Annotated in this window: 17 protein-coding genes; 5 read left to right on the top strand and 12 right to left on the bottom strand. The window is 45.5% G+C overall.

Annotated elements, in window-relative coordinates; all coding sequences use genetic code 11:
- Positions 1-40: 40 nt before the first annotated feature.
- Both MU515_RS12815 and murQ read left to right on the top strand, forming a co-directional pair.
- Positions 41-1,156, top strand: a complete 1,116-nt coding sequence (locus MU515_RS12815) for an anhydro-N-acetylmuramic acid kinase (RefSeq protein ID WP_260260825.1) — start codon at positions 41-43, stop codon at positions 1,154-1,156.
- An 8-nt stretch (positions 1,157-1,164) separates the two neighbouring features.
- Entirely contained in the window at positions 1,165-2,091 is a 927-nt protein-coding gene (gene murQ, locus MU515_RS12820) for an N-acetylmuramic acid 6-phosphate etherase (protein WP_260260826.1), read from the top strand.
- A 40-nt stretch (positions 2,092-2,131) separates the two neighbouring features.
- Here murQ and MU515_RS12825 read toward each other — a convergent pair whose 3' ends face one another.
- A complete protein-coding gene (locus MU515_RS12825) occupies positions 2,132-2,473 on the bottom strand; it encodes a DUF2799 domain-containing protein (protein WP_260260827.1) in 342 nt (113 codons plus the stop codon).
- A 208-nt stretch (positions 2,474-2,681) separates the two neighbouring features.
- Between MU515_RS12825 and MU515_RS12830 the strand changes: the two genes are divergently transcribed.
- The gene (locus MU515_RS12830) at positions 2,682-4,166 is read left to right on the top strand and encodes a carbon starvation CstA family protein (RefSeq protein ID WP_260260828.1); all 1,485 of its coding nucleotides are present in this window, start codon (positions 2,682-2,684) and stop codon (positions 4,164-4,166) included.
- A 184-nt stretch (positions 4,167-4,350) separates the two neighbouring features.
- On the opposite strand, the gene ispH is transcribed toward MU515_RS12830, so the two are convergent.
- The 6 genes from ispH to murJ form a co-directional block, all read right to left on the bottom strand.
- Positions 4,351-5,313: a 4-hydroxy-3-methylbut-2-enyl diphosphate reductase gene (gene ispH, locus MU515_RS12835; RefSeq protein WP_260260829.1), complete on the bottom strand. Its 963-nt coding sequence runs from the start codon at positions 5,311-5,313 to the stop codon at positions 4,351-4,353.
- A 29-nt stretch (positions 5,314-5,342) separates the two neighbouring features.
- Positions 5,343-5,774 carry an FKBP-type peptidyl-prolyl cis-trans isomerase gene (gene fkpB / locus MU515_RS12840; RefSeq protein ID WP_260260830.1) on the bottom strand — a complete coding sequence of 144 codons (432 nt, stop codon included), beginning with the start codon at positions 5,772-5,774 and terminating at the stop codon, positions 5,343-5,345.
- 116 nt (positions 5,775-5,890) lie between these two features.
- Positions 5,891-6,433 (bottom strand): signal peptidase II, encoded by a 543-nt coding sequence (gene lspA, locus MU515_RS12845; protein ID WP_432816148.1) that lies wholly within the window; start codon positions 6,431-6,433, stop codon positions 5,891-5,893.
- Between the two features lie 85 nt (positions 6,434-6,518).
- Positions 6,519-9,380, bottom strand: a complete 2,862-nt coding sequence (gene ileS, locus MU515_RS12850; protein ID WP_260260832.1) for an isoleucine--tRNA ligase — start codon at positions 9,378-9,380, stop codon at positions 6,519-6,521.
- A gap of 64 nt (positions 9,381-9,444) precedes the next feature.
- Positions 9,445-10,380 carry a bifunctional riboflavin kinase/FAD synthetase gene (gene ribF, locus MU515_RS12855; RefSeq protein ID WP_260260833.1) on the bottom strand — a complete coding sequence of 312 codons (936 nt, stop codon included), beginning with the start codon at positions 10,378-10,380 and terminating at the stop codon, positions 9,445-9,447.
- Positions 10,381-10,564: 184 nt separating this feature from the next.
- On the bottom strand, positions 10,565-12,127 hold the full coding sequence (gene murJ / locus MU515_RS12860) for a murein biosynthesis integral membrane protein MurJ (RefSeq protein ID WP_260260834.1): 1,563 nt from the start codon (positions 12,125-12,127) through the stop codon (positions 10,565-10,567).
- A gap of 261 nt (positions 12,128-12,388) precedes the next feature.
- On the opposite strand from murJ, the gene rpsT reads away from it, so the two are divergent.
- The gene (rpsT, locus tag MU515_RS12865; protein WP_260260835.1) at positions 12,389-12,649 is read left to right on the top strand and encodes a 30S ribosomal protein S20; all 261 of its coding nucleotides are present in this window, start codon (positions 12,389-12,391) and stop codon (positions 12,647-12,649) included.
- A gap of 123 nt (positions 12,650-12,772) precedes the next feature.
- Here the strand turns inward: rpsT and MU515_RS12870 are convergent, their stop codons facing one another.
- A complete protein-coding gene (locus MU515_RS12870) occupies positions 12,773-13,069 on the bottom strand; it encodes an ArsR/SmtB family transcription factor (RefSeq protein ID WP_260260836.1) in 297 nt (98 codons plus the stop codon).
- Positions 13,070-13,185: 116 nt separating this feature from the next.
- Entirely contained in the window at positions 13,186-14,076 is an 891-nt protein-coding gene (gene nhaR / locus MU515_RS12875; RefSeq protein WP_260260837.1) for a transcriptional activator NhaR, read from the bottom strand.
- A gap of 412 nt (positions 14,077-14,488) precedes the next feature.
- Here nhaR and MU515_RS12880 point away from each other — a divergent pair, with 412 nt between their 5' ends.
- The gene (locus MU515_RS12880) at positions 14,489-15,634 is read left to right on the top strand and encodes a Na/Pi symporter (RefSeq protein ID WP_260260906.1); all 1,146 of its coding nucleotides are present in this window, start codon (positions 14,489-14,491) and stop codon (positions 15,632-15,634) included.
- Between the two features lie 300 nt (positions 15,635-15,934).
- Here MU515_RS12880 and MU515_RS12885 read toward each other — a convergent pair whose 3' ends face one another.
- Genes MU515_RS12885 through MU515_RS12895 form a run of 3 tightly spaced genes read right to left on the bottom strand, consistent with a single transcriptional unit; the run spans position 15,935 to position 18,449 of the window.
- The gene (locus MU515_RS12885) at positions 15,935-16,786 is read right to left on the bottom strand and encodes a thymidylate synthase (protein WP_260260838.1); all 852 of its coding nucleotides are present in this window, start codon (positions 16,784-16,786) and stop codon (positions 15,935-15,937) included.
- A 9-nt stretch (positions 16,787-16,795) separates the two neighbouring features.
- Positions 16,796-17,614, bottom strand: a complete 819-nt coding sequence (gene lgt, locus MU515_RS12890) for a prolipoprotein diacylglyceryl transferase (protein WP_260260839.1) — start codon at positions 17,612-17,614, stop codon at positions 16,796-16,798.
- A 43-nt stretch (positions 17,615-17,657) separates the two neighbouring features.
- On the bottom strand, positions 17,658-18,449 hold the full coding sequence (locus MU515_RS12895) for a sulfite exporter TauE/SafE family protein (protein WP_260260840.1): 792 nt from the start codon (positions 18,447-18,449) through the stop codon (positions 17,658-17,660).
- Positions 18,450-18,453: the final 4 nt, after the last annotated feature.

Raw genomic sequence — 18,453 nt, forward strand, 5'->3', positions numbered from 1 at the left:
GTATACAATGAATAAGTCATTCAAATAGTTAAAATTGGATATGAGAACAAAACAACGCTTTATCGGTGTCATGTCTGGCACAAGCATGGATGGCGTGGATACCGCGTTGGTTGATATTGACGCAGATGCCATTCAATTCATCGCCTCCCATGAATACCCAATGCCTGACTCCCTCAAACAGCGCTTACTTAATGTCTGCATTGGACAACAAACCAACCTCGCAGAGATCGGCGAACTGGATCATTTACTTGGCCATCTGTTTGCGGATGCCGTGAATGCCTTGCTACAACATGCCAATTGTAAAGCTGACGATGTCACCGCCATCGGCAATCATGGGCAAACGGTCTACCATAGGCCAAATGGTAGTGCACCTTTTACCATGCAGCTTGGCGATGCCAATATCATTGCCACCAAAACAGGCATTGATACCGTTGCTGACTTTCGCCGCAAAGACATGGCTTTAGGTGGCCAAGGCGCGCCTCTTGTCCCTGCATTTCACCAATCAATATTTCAGCCCACGAACTCGAGCGTCGTGGTATTAAATATTGGCGGCATTGCCAACATCTCGATACTTAGGCCGAATCAAGCTGTGATTGGATATGATACAGGCCCAGGTAACATGTTGATGGATGCCTGGTGTGATAAACACTTAGGTAAGAAATTTGATAAAAACGCTCAGTTCGCCATGCAAGGTGAACTAAACCAAGCCCTGCTTACGCAATTATTGGAAGAGCCATATTTAGCTCTAAACGCGCCGAAAAGCACAGGCAGAGAGCTATTCAATTTACCTTGGTTAGAGGCTATTTTAAGTCAGCACTCACTCTCTGCACCGGATGTTCAGCGTACGCTTTGTGAATACACTGCCATGACAATTGCTAACGAGGTTAAGCGTTATCAGGTAGGTGAAACTCCAGAGCTGTTAGTCTGTGGTGGCGGTGCACGTAACCCGTTAATAATGTCTCGTTTAGCTGATCTTTTATCTGAATGGGCGGTAATGCCTACTGATAAAAAAGGCGTCGACAGTGATAATATGGAAGCCATGGCCTTTGCATGGCTAGCTCAGCGCCGTATGGCCAATTTACCAAGCAACTTGCCTGAAGTAACTGGTGCAAGTAAACCCGCCTCTCTAGGCGTTCTCTATTTTGCAGAACAATAAGGATTCGTATGACTAACGACGCACTGATTGCGGCACTTTCACACTTAGTTTCTGAGGGACGTAACCCAGAGACTATGGATATCGATTTATTGTCGTCACTCGATATTGTTAAACGCATTAACCAACAAGATAAACAAGTGCCAATGGCGGTTGAGCGTGTTCTGCCAGAGATCGCTCAAGCGGTAGACTGCATCACGGAGGCATTTAAATCAGGTGGCCGACTCATTTACATGGGCGCTGGAACAAGCGGTCGATTAGGCGTTTTGGATGCCTCTGAGTGCCCACCAACGTTTGGCGTATCGGATCAAATGGTGATTGGTTTGATTGCAGGCGGCCCAGAAGCGATTTTAAAAGCCAAAGAAGGCGCAGAAGATTCTTTTGAACTAGGTGTAGAAGATCTTAAGAACATCCAGTTTTCAGACAATGATGTGGTGGTTGGTATAGCCGCGAGTGGCCGAACGCCTTATGTGATTGGCGCATTGCGTTACGCTAATGAGATTGGTGCGACGACAGTAGCCCTCTCTTGTAACCCTGACTCACCCATTGCCGAAGAAGCTCAAATTGCCATTAGCCCGATTGTTGGCCCAGAGGCTTTAACTGGCTCTACTCGCTTAAAATCAGGAACGGCACAAAAGTTGGTACTCAACATGCTCACCACTGCGAGTATGATTCGCTTAGGTAAGAGCTATCAAAACCTCATGGTGGATGTAAAAGCGACCAATAAGAAGCTGGTGGCTCGCGCTGCTCGTATTGTTATGCAAGCCACAGATTGCGAAAAGCCACTCGCTATCGAGACGCTAGAGCAAACTGACTACGATGTGAAAGTGGCGATTCTAATGATTCTTACTGGAATGGATGTCGACAGCGCTCGACATCATCTCCACCAGCAAGAAGGCTTCTTGCGTCGCGCTGTGGAAAAGCACGACCAAGATTAATCTGTTGAAGCTAATGGCTTAGGGGTTGTGCTTTAAGCCATTAGTTCTGGTGCTCATTCCAACCGCGCTGCCATTCCATACGGAACTTCTGCGCCTGTTCTGTACCTTCACACACACCTTCATAATACTGGCCAGACAGGCCAATTTGATAGGCAACGTTGGGATTACAAAATTCAGTAATGCCTTCAAGGTAGCCTTGGTCATAGTCAGCTTGCATTGCAGAACCTAATTTAGCGAGCTCTTGCACCGAACGAGAGTTATTTCCGCTGATGCCATCTTGATAACCAATTTGATGCCACTCACCTTGCTGCGCTAACTCCTCAACCGAGCTTGCACAACCGGCTAGCAATGCCAATGACAGTAAACCTAACTGCTTTATCATTGTTTTTCCTTTAAATTTTAACCTTGGCCAACAGTGTAACCACTAAATTGAACCAATGACCACTCAAGCACCACAAAAACCACTTAATTAGTTAAATTGCCACTTAATACGCTATATGACCACTGACTAGGAAGTCGCATGAATCTAGCGCTTACCCATTCTACTATGCAGTCTGAGATTGAAAATAATTCACTTTAGGACAAGAGTTATGTTGTGGTTTCTTACTTGCGTAGCAGCACTGATTGGTGGCTACTTTATATATGGAGCTTTCGTAGAGAAAGTATTTGGCATTAACGAAAAACGCCAAACGCCGGCACACACCAAAACCGACGGGGTCGACTTTGTACCTATGTCGACTAAAAAGGTTTACCTAGTACAACTGCTCAATATTGCTGGTGTTGGCCCAATCTTTGGCCCTATCATGGGTGCACTATACGGCCCAGCCGCCATGCTTTGGATTGTTGTTGGTTGTATCTTTGCTGGCGCAGTTCACGATTACTTCTCAGGTATGCTTTCTATTCGTAACGGCGGCGCATCTGTACCTACTATTACTGGCCGATACCTAGGCAATGGCGCTAAACACTTTATGAACATCTTTGCCATTGTTCTACTTCTATTGGTTGGTGTGGTATTTGTTTCTGCTCCCGCAGGTATGATTACCAACCTAATCAACGACCAAACTAGCCTAACCGTTAGCATGACAAGCATGGTCGCGATCATCTTCGGCTACTACATCATCGCAACGATTGTTCCTGTCGATAAAATCATCGGTCGCTTCTACCCTCTATTTGGCGCGCTACTGATCTTCATGTCTGTTGGCCTAATGACGGCAATTGCCTTCTCAAGTGAACATACCGTTCTAGGCGGTTTCGAAGTGAGCGACATGTTCACTAACCTAAACCCTAATGATATGCCTCTATGGCCTGCGCTATTTATCACCATCGCATGTGGTGCTATCTCTGGTTTCCACGCAACGCAATCTCCGCTGATGGCGCGTTGTATGGAAAACGAAAAGAATGGTCGCTTTGTCTTCTACGGGGCAATGATTGGTGAAGGTGTGATTGCGCTTATCTGGTGTGCTATCGCGCTGTCATTCTTCGGCTCACTCGATGCGCTACAAGAAGCCGTTGCTAACGGTGGCCCTGGTAACGTGGTTTACTCATCATCGTTTGGCCTGCTAGGCGTATTTGGCGGTATCTTGGCTTTCCTTGGTGTGGTCATTCTGCCTATCACATCAGGTGACACTGCGTTCCGCTCTAGCCGTCTAATCCTTGCTGAATACTTCAACATGGAACAAAAAACACTGCGTAACCGCCTAATGATGGCTGTGCCACTGTTTGTTCTTGGTGGCATCCTGACTCAAGTAGATTTCGGCATCATCTGGCGCTACTTCGGCTTTGCTAACCAATCAACGGCGGTAATGATGCTTTGGACGGCATCGGCTTACCTACTACGCCATAACAAGTTCCACTGGATTACCACGGTTCCAGCTATGTTCATGACTACAGTTTGTGTGACTTTCATCCTGAACAACAGCAGCCTAGGCTTTGGTCTACCAATGCAAATCTCAACCTTCGTTGGTGTCGGTTTTACTCTAGCCGTGACAGCTTACGTAATGATTACCTCTAAAGGTAAAGGCGAGACAGACTTAGCGGACGAAGAGAAACCGCAAGCTGATACTAAAACCGCCTGATACTCTTTAGCACTTTCGCTTGCTAGTGCTTCTCTCATGGCCTGAGAAGCAGAAAAGACTCCCACAACTGGGAGTCTTTTTTTCGCTTATATTAAAATAAGCCGCATAAAAGTAAGTGGCATAAAAAAGACGACTCAGAGAGTCGCCTTTAGTAAATTTGAGTTTGCTGTGCTAAGCGCGATGCTTAGTCAATTTGCTTAATTTGCAGTTCTTTTGGCACTTCAAAGAACATGTTCTCTTCACGGCCGACAAGATCTTCAACTGTGGTTGCACCAAGCTCTTTAATACGGTCAAGAATCTGATTTACCAACTCTTCAGGTGCTGATGCGCCAGCTGTTACCCCTACGTTAGTTTTGCCATCAAACCATTCAGGCTTAATATCTTCAGGGCAATCAGTCAGGTAGCCAGGAGTGCCTAGCTTTTCTGCCAGCTCTTTTAAACGAGTTGAGTTAGATGAATTTTTAGAACCTACGACCACCACTACATCTACGTCATTGGCTAAATCGCGCACTGCGTCTTGGCGGTTTTGAGTCGCGTAGCAGATATCATCTTTACGCGGCCCTTGAATTTCAGGGAATACACGACGCAGCTCTGTAATCACATCGGCGGTTTCATCCACGGACAGCGTCGTTTGGCTCACGTAATGAAGGTTCGATGGGTCTTTAACTTTAGCGACAAGCTTTTCAACATCGGCAGGTACTTCCACTAAGTACATACCGCCATCTTCACTTGAGTACTGCCCCATTGTCCCTTCTACTTCAGGGTGACCTGCGTGACCAATCAAAACGACTTCCATATGACGACGGCTCGCACGTGCCACCTCCATATGTACTTTGGTTACCAATGGGCAAGTTGCATCAAACACGGTTAAGTCGCGCGCTTTTGCTTCTTGCCGTACAGCTTGCGATACACCATGAGCTGAGAAGATAACGATGTTGTCGTCTGGCACTTCGTGTAACTCTTCAACGAAGATAGCTCCACGCTGCTTTAAACCTTCCACCACGAAACGGTTATGTACAACTTCATGTCGCACGTAAATAGGAGGTTGGTACATCTCTAGTGCGCGCTCAACAATGCTGATAGCACGATCAACACCGGCACAGAAACCTCGTGGGTTGGATAATAGGATCTTCATTTCATTGCTCATGGTAGTGGATGGTTCTACTTTTTGGCTGGCTATTCTACAGACAAAATTTCAACTTCAAAAGTCACATCTTGCCCGGCTAGCGGGTGGTTAAAATCAACGGTGACAGAATCCCCTGCAATATCAGTGATGATACCCGGAATCTCCATACCGTCAGGCCCAGAAAACGCCATAATCGTGCCGACTTCTACTTCAGAATCACCAACAAATCTCGCGCGATCCATATGGTGTACATTGTCAGGGTTAGGCATACCAAATGCATCAGCCGCAGCCAGCTCAATTGCAGCTTGCTCACCTTCGTTTAAACCTAATAAGCAGCGTTCAAAGTTTTCACTCAAGCTGCCATCACCAATAATCAATTTGGCTGGCTTGCCCATATTATGGGTGCTATCTGCAACCGAACCATCTTTCATCTTGATGGTGAAATGCAGAGTGACTGCTGAATCTTGGGTAATTGTTGTCACGTTATCGCTTCCTTTTCCTATTGAACCGCTAAGTATTTTTATTATCCGCTTCAACATAATAAAAAGCGCCGTCCGAATCAACGGACAGCGCTTAGGGTTATTATGCGGCGGATGGACTATTTGGCATCTGCGCGTGGCTTCTCTTCTTTTTTACTTAAGAAGCCATCGAGAATAATCATTGCCGCGCCAATACAGATGGCACTGTCGGCTAAGTTAAATGCCGGCCAATGATAGTTGCCCCAAAAGACATCCAGATAATCGACTACGAAGCCATGGAGGATGCGATCGTACACATTGCCTACCGCACCACCAATGATCAAAGCATAAGCGATGTTGTTCCACTTTTCGCTTGCTGGAAGCTTACTCATCCAATACGTCAGCATACCAGTGACCACAAATGCGATCCCGGTAAAGAACCATCGCTGCCAACCTTCTTGATCACTCAAAAAGCTAAATGCAGCACCATAGTTGTGTACATAGAGCAGGTTAAAAAATGGCAAAATTTCAATGCGATTGTTCCAACCGTAGCCCATGTTATTCATAACAAGGTACTTGATACCGATATCAGCCAGAAAAATCACTAGCGCAAGCCAAAGCCAACGTACACCTGATTGCTTTAAAGATTGTGTCATTCCAATTCCTACAAATAGCCCCAGCATTAACTGGGGCTATAATTCCTTTCAAGTTAATGCTGCTCATGCAACTTTAACTAATTTGACCTTTCGGTGTGTAAAAGTTCAGTGATTAAGCGAATTTACGCACTTCACCGTCACCTTCAACGTTAGTCACACAGCGACCACAGATTGTCTCATGGCCTGCGATTGTGCCTACGTCAGGAGTGTGGTGCCAACAACGGTCACACTTCTCAGCTTCCGTTGCTTTCACTTCTACGAACAAACCTTCAACGTCGGTCGCTTGTGCCGCATCAGTCTTCTCGCTTAGTGGTTTAACAACCGCTGCTGAAGTTAGTAGCGCGAAGCGTAGTTCATCTTCTAGCTTACCAAGTTTTTCAGCTAGTTCGTCTGCTGCGAATAGTGTTACTTCCGCTTGCAGTGAACCACCAATCGTCTTGTCTTTACGAGCATCTTCTAGCAGCTTGTTCACGCCACCGCGAACCGCTTGGATTTCAGACCAGAATTCGTTATTTAGCTCAGCACCTTCTGCTAAACCAAATAGGCCATCGAACCATTCACCGGTGAATACGAACTTGTCGCGGCTTTCACCTGTAGGAAGGGAAGCTGGCATCTCGTTCCAGATTTCATCTGCCGTGAATGACATGATAGGCGCCATCCAACGAACCAATGCTTCTACGATGTAGTAAAGCGCAGTTTGACAGCTACGTTGAGCGTGACCGCCCTGCTTCGCTGTGTACTGACGGTCTTTAATTACGTCTAGGTAGAATGAACCCATTTCGATAGAACAGAACTGCATTAGACGCTGAGTTACACCGTGTGTGTTGTACTCTTCGTATGCTTTAATGATCTCTTCTTGTGCAGCGAGTGCTCGACCAACAGCCCAACGGTCTAGAGCAACCATTTCTTCAGCAGGAACGATATCCGTTGCTGGGTTGAAACCGCTTAGGTTCGCTAGGAAGAAACGCGCTGTGTTACGGATACGACGGTAAGCGTCCGCAGAGCGTTTTAGGATTTCATCAGAAACCGCTACTTCACCAGTGTAGTCTGTTGATGCAACCCATAGACGCAGGATATCTGCACCTAGCTTGTTGGTTACGTCTTTTGGTGCAACTACGTTACCGATAGATTTAGACATCTTACGGCCATTACCATCTACTACGAAGCCGTGCGTTAGCACTTGCTTGTAAGGCGCTTCGTCTTTCATCGCGATAGATGAAATTAGAGAAGACTGGAACCAACCACGGTGTTGGTCAGAACCTTCTAGGTATAGGTCCGCTTTGTTACCGTTGTACTCTTCACGCGCATCAACTACAGAGTAGTGAGTCACACCAGAGTCGAACCATACGTCTAGTGTATCTAGCACTTTTTCGTATTGATCAGCGTCGTCACCTAGTAGGTCTGCGATTTCCACATCCCACCAAGCTTGAATACCTTTTTCTTCAACCAATTGAGCTACTTTCTCAATTAGCTCTAACGTTTTTGGATGCAGCTCTGCCGTTTCTTTGTGAACAAATAGAGCGATTGGCACACCCCAAGTACGTTGACGAGAGATACACCACTCAGGGCGACCTTCAATCATGCCTTCAATGCGGCTTTGACCCCATTCTGGCATCCACTCAACACTCTTAATTGACTCTAGTGCTTTAGCACGTAGGCCTGCTTGGTCCATTGATACGAACCATTGTGGTGTTGCACGGAAGATGATTGGTGTCTTATGGCGCCAGCAATGTGGGTAGCTGTGCTCGTAAGCGTGATGGTGTAGTAGTGCGCCTTTTTCTTTTAGCGTTTCAACAACGGCATCATTTGCTTTAAATACGTGTTGGCCAGCAAATAGCTCGGTATCTGGTAGGTAAACACCGTTTGACCCTACTGGGTTCGCCACTTCTAGACCGTATTTGTTACCTACTGCGAAGTCTTCTTGACCGTGGCCTGGAGCTGTGTGAACCACACCAGTACCTGAGTCAGTTGTTACGTGATCACCAAGGATCGCCGGAACCGTGAAATCGTAGAATGGGTGGTTGAACTGAGTTAGCTCTAGATCCGCGCCCTTAGCAAAACCAAGGTTGTGGAAATGCTCGATACCAGCGCGATCCATTACATCTTTCGCTAGCTCTGCCGCTACGATGATGCGCTCAGGGTGCTGTCCGTTTTCAGGAGAAGCTTCCGTTTGGATTAGCACGTACTCTAGATCGTCACGTAGACATACTGCGCGGTTTGCAGGCAGTGTCCATGGCGTTGTTGTCCAGATTACGATAGAGATGTCGCCTTGACCTTCGTGACCTTCATTTAGGTCAAACTTAGCAAGCAGCGCTGCTTCGTCTGCTGCTTTAAAGCGTACATCGATAGATGGAGATACTTTATCTTTGTATTCCACTTCCGCTTCAGCAAGTGCAGAGCCACAGTCAGTACACCAGTGAACAGGTTTGAAACCTTTCAGAAGGTGGCCTTGGTCAGCGATTTTACCTAGCGCACGGATGATGTTTGCTTCAGTAGCAAAATCCATAGTGCGGTAAGGTTTATCCCACTCACCCATGATGCCTAGACGTTTGAAGCTCTCTTTTTGACCTTCAACTTGGCCTGCTGCGTATTCGCGGCACTTTTCACGGAACTCAGCCGCTGTAACTTTTTGACCTGGCTTACCAACCTTTTTCTCTACCATTAATTCAATAGGTAGACCGTGGCAGTCCCAGCCAGGAATGTAAGGTGCGTCAAAACCTGAAAGAGTTTTGGATTTAATAATAATGTCTTTAAGAATCTTGTTTAGTGCGTGACCAATGTGAATATCACCGTTCGCATATGGAGGACCATCGTGCAAAACAAATGACTTCTTGCCTTTTTTGGCTTTACGGATTTCACCGTATAGATCTTCTTGATACCAACGCTTAAGCATTTCTGGCTCGCGATTAGCCAGATTGCCGCGCATTGGAAACCCTGTTTCAGGTAAGTTCAGGGTATCTTTATACTCACTCATCGATTCTTAATTCCGTTATGTTGGGCGAAAGTTAGACATTATGCTAAATGGTGGACTAAACCATTTAACCTTTAAGCTGACGCAGCCACACCCTTGCTGCCTCAGCATCCAATTCAATTTGTTGTTTTAGAGCTTCAAAAGAAGCGAATTTTTCTTCATTACGAAGTTTATGCAAAAGTACAATTTCTAGCTGTTTACCGTATAAGTCAGCTTGAAAGTCAAATAAGTGTACTTCTAATTGTTGGCGAACACCATTCACCGTTGGGCGATTACCAATGTTCGCTACCCCGCCAATGGCTTGTTCACCAAGGCCTAAGGCTTCCACTACGTAAACACCGGAAACTGGCGAAACGCAACGTTTAAGCGGGATATTCGCAGTAGGAAAACCAATCGTTCTTCCTAGCTTACGTCCGTGGGAAACTCGCCCACTAATACTGTAGTTACGGCCTAGCATCTCTTTACTAGAGGCTAAATCGTCACTGGCTAATGCTTCTCGAATCGCGGTACTGCTTACGCGTAACTGTTGTAAACAGAAGCTTTGAGTGCTCACCACTTCAAAATCATACTCTTTACCCGCTTGCTGCAGCATCGCAAAATTACCTTTGCGGCCACGGCCAAAACAGAAGTCATCACCAACTACCAGAAACTTAACACCCAATCGCTTGACCAACAAGTCACTAATAAACTGCTCAGCAGTCAAATGAGCAAAATGAGTGTTAAAGCTCACGCAAAGTAAACGGTCGATATCCAGCTTGCTTAATTGAACAAACTTGTCACGTAAACGCGTTAATCGAGCCGGCGCTTTTTCTTTAGCAAACAGTTCTAAAGGCTGAGGCTCAAATGTCATCACCATAGATGGCAAGCCAAGTTGTTCAGCCTGCTGAGAAACTTGATCTAATACCGCTTGATGGCCTAGATGAACGCCATCGAAGTTTCCTATGGTCAACACACACCCTTGATGGTGTGGCTGTATATTTTGAATACCTCGGATTAATTCCATGGGAACGTGCTTAATGCCCTGTTTTCTAATTTACACTGCGTGAAACTGACGGATTATATACCAATCCTGATCGGCAAGTAACCTCAAGATGTACTGTTCGGCAAGAATAACTGACTTCATCGAGAAAGCATCAATAGGGAGCTGCTATGATTTCAAGCGCTACCTATTGAGGTGCTTAGGGATATTATTCAGTCGCTGCTTTTAAGTCTTTGAGCCGCACACCCAAAACAAGTAAGGTCAGCAGGTAGACGCCCGCCCCCATACCAATCAGCACGCTCAGCCACATTACTCGCTCAACAAAGCTCCAAGTTAGCCAAACACTCATATCTTCAAGCTGCCAAATAATCATCGCAACCATCGCGCCACCAGCAACCGCTAATCGCGCTGCAAATAGTAAGGTTGTTTTAGTTAGCTTATAAACACCTTGCAAGTGAAGGCCTCTATATAGAAGTGCCATGTTGACAAATGCTGACAACGCAGTGGCCATCGCAAGACCAACATAGCCGTAGAACCATGCAAATATGGCGTTGAACACCATGTTAGAGACCATAGCAATGATGCCGTATTTCACTGGTGTTTTCGTATCTTGGCGCGAGTAATAGCCAGGCGCGAGCACTTTGATCAACATGAAGTTAAGTAAACCAGAGGCATAGGCAAACAAAGAGAGCGAAGCTTGGTGTACGTCTTGCGGAGAAAACTCACCACGCATAAACAGCACCATCAACATAGGTTTAGCCAACGCCATCAAGCCCAACATAGCAGGTAAGCCTAGCAGCATCACCATACGCACGCCCCAATCCATGGTTGAGGCAAAGCCTTCGCTATGGGCATCAACGTGTTTACGTGATAGAGCAGGAAGAATCACAGTGGCAATCGCAATACCGAACAAACCGAGCGGGAATTCAAGTAAGCGGTCAGAGTAATAAAGCCAACTGATTGAACCGGTTTCTAAGAAGCTGGCAATAAAGGTATCGAACAACAGGTTAATTTGGCTAACAGAAACACCAAATAAAGCAGGAATCATCAGAGTGCGAATTTTTACCACACCCGGATCGCGCCAACCCCATTTCGGTTTGACCATTACGCCCGCTTTTATAAGGAAAGGAATTTGGAACAAGAACTGAACCAAACCACCTAAAAATACGCCGATAGCTAAGCCTACTTCTGGTTGAGCCAATTGCGGCGCAATAAACCAAGCAGACAAAATGATCATCACGTTGAGAAAGACTGGGGTAAATGATGATACCGCAAACTTGCCCATTGTATTGAGGATCGCCCCAGAGAGCGCGACAAAGGTGATGAACCATAAGTAAGGGAAGGTAATTTTGAGCATGAAGCTGGCCAGCTCAAATTTTTCAGCTGATGGACCGCCATTCATCCAATCAAGGAACCAGCCAAAGCCAAACAAGGCAGTAACAACACCTGAGCCAAGCACACCAAGCAAGGTTACAACCGAAACAATAACACCAAGTGTACCGGCAGCACGCGCAATTAACTGACGCGTTTTATCCATATCCCCGCTGGCGTGGTACTCAGTCAGTACAGGAACAAAAGCTTGCGAAAATGCCCCTTCAGCAAATAGGCGGCGCAAAAAGTTAGGAATTTTGTTGGCAAAGAAAAAGACGTCAGCGCTGGCACCCGCCCCCATTAAATTTGCGACAACCACATCGCGCACTAAACCTAATACACGAGAAATCAAAGTCATAGCACTGACGATCATGCCAGACTTGAGCAGACGTTTACTCACAATTACCCCTAAGACACGTCAATGCTTCTATATATCTGCTCATTTACTTCGATGAAAGTCGTGATGTAAGCAGATAAGTATTAGCATTGAAAAAAAAATACTGATAGAATCCCCGCCATCTTAACCGCGAAGCCCCGTCTAATCCAAAATTTGTTTGGTTCAGACTGGTTTTTGCACAAATCATTTGACATTTAGGCGCAAATGAGGGATAGTCCTCGCCCTTAAATTGTCACCGAACTAAAGTTTTTGGGAGTTAGACCCTTGGCAAATAGTAAATCTGCTAAGAAGCGCGCTATCCAAGCTGAGAAACGTCGCCAGCACAATGCTAGCCGTCGTTCTATGATGCGCACTTACATGAAGAAAACTGTTGCTGCTATTGAAGCAGGCGACAAAGAAGCTGCAACTGCTGCATTCACTGCAGTTACACCTCTACTAGACCGTATGGCGACTAAAGGCCTTATTCACAAGAATAAAGCAGCTCGTCATAAGTCTCGCTTTGCTGCTGCAATCAAAGCTCTATAATAGAACTCTGATTCCCAGTAAAGAAAAAACCGGCCTTGGCCGGTTTTTTTATATCTAATTTTTACTCATCTCATTCAATACACACGCTCACTGAACAAGACAAGGTTCAACCTTGCGTCTAACCTACGCCTCGCAGTAAATACCATGCAATAGATGGATCATCGCTTTCACTTCTTCACTGCTAAGGGTGTAATAAACCGTTTGTGCTTCTTTACGGGTATTCACCAACCCATCACGACGTAACCAAGCAAGGTGTTGCGATAATGCCGATTGGCTTAGCTGAAGCTTGCCACACAACTCCCCGACCGATAGCTCTTGATTGTGTAACAGACACAATATTTGCAGACGCCGTTCGTTTGCCATGGCTTTCAATAGCACAACAGCTTGCGCTGAATTTCTTTCCATCTCTTGTACGTTCATAAGGGAGCACTCCTGAGAACAACCATATTTCTACACATCTATTTGTAATGATTAAGGGCGCTTACCCTGAATAATTCTATTTCTAATACCCGATTTACCGAATTGGTTAAAAAATGTCAATTAAACAGCTTGCTAAAGTTCGCATCGCAGACATTTTTTACTGCGGGGTGTTGGATCATTCGTTCCGCAAAAATCACATAATATTCTTCTTTTAGCTCATCGATGTGGCCAATCAACTGCAATGGCAGATCATCGCCCACTTCTGACATATATAACGTCGGCGCTAAAAAAATCACATCATGATGATAACGCGCAAAAGCTTTCATTAACGCGACATCATCAAATTCACCCAAAATATTAGGCTGAATGCCTTGGCGATCAAACCACTCAAGCACTTTTCGCCCCATCGCGGTTCGACTGCCCGGGATCAGAAGCTTACGTTGCTCTAAAACCGCAGGGAAGTTAACCGCATCCACATTACCGGAACAGAAAAAGCTCATGCGGCTTTCACCGAGCTTCTTACTGTATAGACCAGGGCTTTTACCTGAATCTACCGGACAATCAGAAAGAATCATATCCAGCTTGTGCTGTGATAACTGCTCTAACAACATTTCATGGGTCGATTCAAAACAGCGGAGATGGATGCTGTTGTCATCAGGAACAGTAGTCAGCAGCACTTTACTCACAAGGCGCTTAGACAGCGCATCCGCAACACCGACATCAAACAACAAATTAGAGCGTTGGCTGTAATTGACGATATCCAGCATTTCATAACTCAGACCGTACATACGGTCAGCGTATTTAAATACCAACTGGCCAAGCTCTGTGGGTTCCACACTACGGCCATTACGCTTAGTCAACTTGCCATCTAAACGCTCTTCTAGAGATTTAATCTGACCTGTTACCGTTTGAGGTGTAAGAAACAGAGCTTCCGCCGCTTTAGTAACAGAACCTTGTTTGCATACCATCCAAAAATAATAGAGATGGTTGTAATTTAAGTGAGACATATCCGGATATCGCCTGAATGAACAACACGCTAGGTTATAACAAAAGTACTAGATGACAACAATAGTTCGTAATTTTCGAAGTGAAAACTAAAAACCACTATTTAAACCGAATAATCAAATTCAAATATGACAGTCAAATGTCATATAAAGGCCAGAGCAAAAACAAATTCCAGTAAATTTCTTAATTATTTGTGAGCTAAACAACAAAAGAAAAACTCCGTTTTACTCAATTAAAATCAATAACTTAGCCTGGGTGTAAAACTCGAATTACAGGCTATTTTTTGCCCTAGTCATAAAAATCGCTTTGTTACACATAACTGTAATATTACTGAAATATTTCCTCTCTAGTATCGCCCTCAGATTAAACATACCGACCAAACAACGTTTTAACGGTCCAACGGAGAAAATTATGATGAACCAAGCTACTTCTACAGCAGCACCAATCTCGAGCACTGCTCGCTGGTTACGCTGGGCTAACTTGGCATTCATGTTGTACTTGCTACTTCTAGCTGTATCTATGGTAGGTAGTGGTTTTAAATGGGCAACTGGCGATCAAGCTAAGGTGCTATTTGAATTCGCTTCTCACCCAGTAGCAGGCCTAATGATCGGTCTAGTAGCAACAGCGTTAATTCAATCTTCTAGTACAGTTACTTCTATTATTGTTGGCCTTGTAGCAGGCGGCCTCCCAGTAGAAACCGCTATCCCTATGGTTATGGGTGCAAACATCGGTACAACAGTAACTAATACTCTAGTTTCACTTGGTCACGTTCGCTGTAAAGAAGAGTTCAAGCGCGCGTTTGCTAGTGCAACTATCCATGACTTCTTTAACCTATTAGCTGTAGTGATCTTCCTACCGCTAGAGATGATGTTCGGCATCCTTGAAAAGGCATCTCACTGGTTAGTATCACCACTTCTAGCAACTGGTGATATGAGCATGAAGGGTATGAACTTCATCAAACCAATCACTAAGCCTGTTGTAAGCGCTATTAAAGAGCCTCTAGCAACATTTGGTGACACGATTGGTGGTGTTCTGCTTATCATTCTTGGTATCGCAACAATCTTCGTCGCTATTACTGTAATGGGTAAACTGATGAAGAGCCTAATGGTTGGCCGTGCTCGTGAAATTCTAAAGAACGCAATTGGCCGTGGTCCAATTCACGGTATCGTTTCAGGTTCAATCGTGACAGTGCTAGTTCAGTCGTCTTCTACAACTACTAGCCTAATGGTTCCACTGGTTGGTTCAGGTGTTCTTAAAGTACGTGACGTTTACCCGTTCACTCTTGGCGCTAACATCGGTACGTGTATTACAGCACTACTAGCAGCGACAGCAGTATCTGGTGAGTTCGCAGTATTCGCACTACAGATTGCCCTAGTACACCTAGTGTTCAACCTAATGTCGACTATCTTTATCTTTGGTATTCCGTTCCTACGTGAACTACCAGTGAAAGGCGCAGACTTAATCTCTGACATGGCAGTGAAGAACAAAGCTGTTGTAGCAGGTTACCTATTGGCAGTATTCATTGTAATGCCGGGTACAATTCTAGCGCTAACTGCTTAAGCAAAAGTTACCATCGCATCATTCAAAGCCCGCAACCTCGGTTGCGGGCTTTTTCGTTTCAAGTAAACCATTCCCCTACTCCCTATCTAATCTCACCACACAAGGGCGCTTAGCTCCGCTCATCAGCGTGAGAGTTTTGCCAAGCCATCGCTGTATTCGCGATTCAAATCCAACTACTTAACACGATTGTCGCCTTACCTGTGAACCTAAAAGCAAGTAATTAGGTATACGACTAGGCATGAATTCCACGCATAAAAAAACCGCCTCTTGCGAGACGGTTTAGTTACTCAAAGCGCTTAGTTACACTGAGAACGGGTATCGGATTGGTTCGTGACACTCGTAACCTTCAACCCAAAAATCATCCAATGTTACCCATGTTTCTAAATCTTCGAGAGATTTAATTTCTGGGTTGATGTGGAAGGTTGCTGGAGCAAGTGGCTCACGCTGTAGCTGCACATCACGCATCAGTTCAAGCTGATCTTCATAGATATGCGCGTTAACAATCTTATGGTACGCCACGCCTGCTTTCTTACCAGTAATCTGAGCCATAATCGCCAAGAATACATACACTTGAACCATATTAAAGTTCAAACCAAGTGGCACATCACAAGAGCGTTGCGTGCTGTTTAGATACAAAGTATCGCCTAATAGCGAGAAGTGATGGCTGTACATACACGGACGCAAACAGCCCATGTGGAATTCACCCGGGTTGTAGAAGTTTAAAATCTCACCCCGGTCATCCACTCCGCGAGTTAAGTCATCAACAATCTTACGTAGTTGGTCAATATGACCACCGTCTGGTTTTGCCCATGCACGGCCTTGAACGCCATATACACGGCCCATGTCATCTTCACCTTTACGGTAAGGATTGTTTAGCCAAGCGTCATTTAGGTTCGCATTAGCATCCCATGTTTTGGTGCCAAGTTTACGGAAATCTTCTGCGTTGTCGTAACCGCGGATATAGCCAAGAAGCTCCGCGACAGCCGCTTTCCAAAAGCTTTTACGAGTCGTTACTAGTGGAAATTGGTTGTTCGCCACATCATACGTTAGGTCGGCATTAATCACGGTAAGACAACGCTTACCTGTACGTTCGTTTTCAACCCACTCGCCGTGGTCAACAATTCGCTGACAGAGTTCTAAATACTGTTTCACACCAATTCCTTACTTCGCTTTTGGTAATTCATCTTTGTAATGGCCACGTTTGTAGGCCCATACCACCATGAGAGCACCCGCAACGATCATTGGGGTAGATAGGATTTGTCCCATCGAGATAAAACCACCAAATAGACCTAGGTGGGCATCCGGCTCACGGAAGTACTCAACAACGAAGCGGAAGATACCATATCCAGCTAAAAATAACCCTGATACGGAACCAAGAGGACGAGGCTTTTTGATAAACCAGTTCAAAATTAGGAACAACACCACACCTTCAAGCGCCATCTCATAAAGTTGAGAAGGGTGACGTGGCAAAGGACCGCCATTAGGGAAGACAAATGCCCATGGCACATCCGTCACTCTGCCCCATAATTCGCTGTTCATGAAATTCCCCAAACGGCCCATGCCTAAACCAAATGGCACTAGTGGCGCAATAAAGTCAGCAACACCAAAGAAGGTTCGACCATTTTTACGCGCATACCAGAACATTGCGCTAATCACACCAAGTAAGCCGCCGTGGAACGACATGCCGCCAGTCCAAACTTTAAATAGGTACAACGGGTCTTGCAGGAATAAATCAAAATTGTAGAAGAATACGTAGCCAACTCGGCCACCAATCACCACACCTAAGAAACCGGCAAATAGCAAGTCAGAAACCTGATCACGCGTCCAACCACTACCTGGCTTGTCCGCTCGACGATTTGCTAGCCACAGGGCAAACATGAAGCCAATAAGATACATTAAGCCATACCATCGCACTGACAGTGGCCCAATTGAGAATAGAACAGGATCAATATTAGGAAAGTCTAGATATCCCTGAGACATAAACGGATTACTCTTAGATTATTAAGTTCTTTTTGAGAGTGTGTTACAGCAACATAGTTCCCGCAACACAAATTAAAAACAGCGCGAACACCTTCTTCAATGCAACGGTCGGCATCGTGGAGGCAAGCTTCGCCCCAATACGAGTGGTTAACATTGAGGTTGAAGCCACCGCAACCAACACGGGTAAATACACATAACCCACGCTGTATTCCGGTAAATTATCGACGCGGTATCCTTGTAAGATGAAGCCTACCATGCCTGATATGGCAATAACACAACCACACACAGAGGATGAACCTACCGCCCTGCGCATTTCTACGCCATGACGATTTAAAAACGGCACTGAAAGTGAGCCGCCACCGATACCTGCAAGGCTTGAAACCATCCCAATAAAAGCGCCACACAAGGCGGTAATAGTGCTGCTTGGCATCGTTCTTACTTTGGTGCTATTAATGCTAAGTAGCATCTGCAATGCCAACAGCAAGACAATCACACCAAATACCTTTGGCAAATGATGGCTTGGAATCCACTCAGCGACATTCGCGCCCAAGAAGCCTCCCACCAATACACCCGGCATCAACCACTTGATGACGAACATATCCACATTGCCGAGTTTTAGATGATTTAACGCTGATGAACCCGAGGTGATAATAATACTGGCTAAAGAGGTCGCCAATGCTATCTGCATGACTATTGAAGGGTCTATGTTTGCTTTAGGTAGAAGGAAAACCAGCGCAGGAACGACAATCAGTCCACCGCCAATGCCCAACAGGCCAGCCATAATGCCAACAAATGCACCAAGCATTAGCAGCAGCATTAACAGTTCAATCGTCACTCTG

Origin of the sequence: Vibrio intestinalis (assembly GCF_025195085.2) — a bacterium.
GTDB lineage: Bacteria > Pseudomonadota > Gammaproteobacteria > Enterobacterales > Vibrionaceae > Vibrio > Vibrio intestinalis.

Excerpts from the sequence above, each read along its gene's own strand:
- nhaR (WP_260260837.1), bottom strand. The coding sequence starts at position 14,076 with ATGTCTCACTTAAATTACAACCATCTCTATTATTTTTGGATGGTATGC.
- MU515_RS12880 (WP_260260906.1), top strand. The coding sequence starts at position 14,489 with ATGAACCAAGCTACTTCTACAGCAGCACCAATCTCGAGCACTGCTCGC.
- MU515_RS12815 (WP_260260825.1), top strand. The coding sequence starts at position 41 with ATGAGAACAAAACAACGCTTTATCGGTGTCATGTCTGGCACAAGCATG.
- murQ (WP_260260826.1), top strand. The coding sequence starts at position 1,165 with ATGACTAACGACGCACTGATTGCGGCACTTTCACACTTAGTTTCTGAG.
- MU515_RS12830 (WP_260260828.1), top strand. The coding sequence starts at position 2,682 with ATGTTGTGGTTTCTTACTTGCGTAGCAGCACTGATTGGTGGCTACTTT.
- MU515_RS12870 (WP_260260836.1), bottom strand. The coding sequence starts at position 13,069 with ATGAACGTACAAGAGATGGAAAGAAATTCAGCGCAAGCTGTTGTGCTA.
- ispH (WP_260260829.1), bottom strand. The coding sequence starts at position 5,313 with ATGAGCAATGAAATGAAGATCCTATTATCCAACCCACGAGGTTTCTGT.
- MU515_RS12825 (WP_260260827.1), bottom strand. The coding sequence starts at position 2,473 with ATGATAAAGCAGTTAGGTTTACTGTCATTGGCATTGCTAGCCGGTTGT.
- ileS (WP_260260832.1), bottom strand. The coding sequence starts at position 9,380 with ATGAGTGAGTATAAAGATACCCTGAACTTACCTGAAACAGGGTTTCCA.
- ribF (WP_260260833.1), bottom strand. The coding sequence starts at position 10,380 with ATGGAATTAATCCGAGGTATTCAAAATATACAGCCACACCATCAAGGG.
- lspA (WP_432816148.1), bottom strand. The coding sequence starts at position 6,433 with ATGCTGGGGCTATTTGTAGGAATTGGAATGACACAATCTTTAAAGCAA.
- lgt (WP_260260839.1), bottom strand. The coding sequence starts at position 17,614 with ATGTCTCAGGGATATCTAGACTTTCCTAATATTGATCCTGTTCTATTC.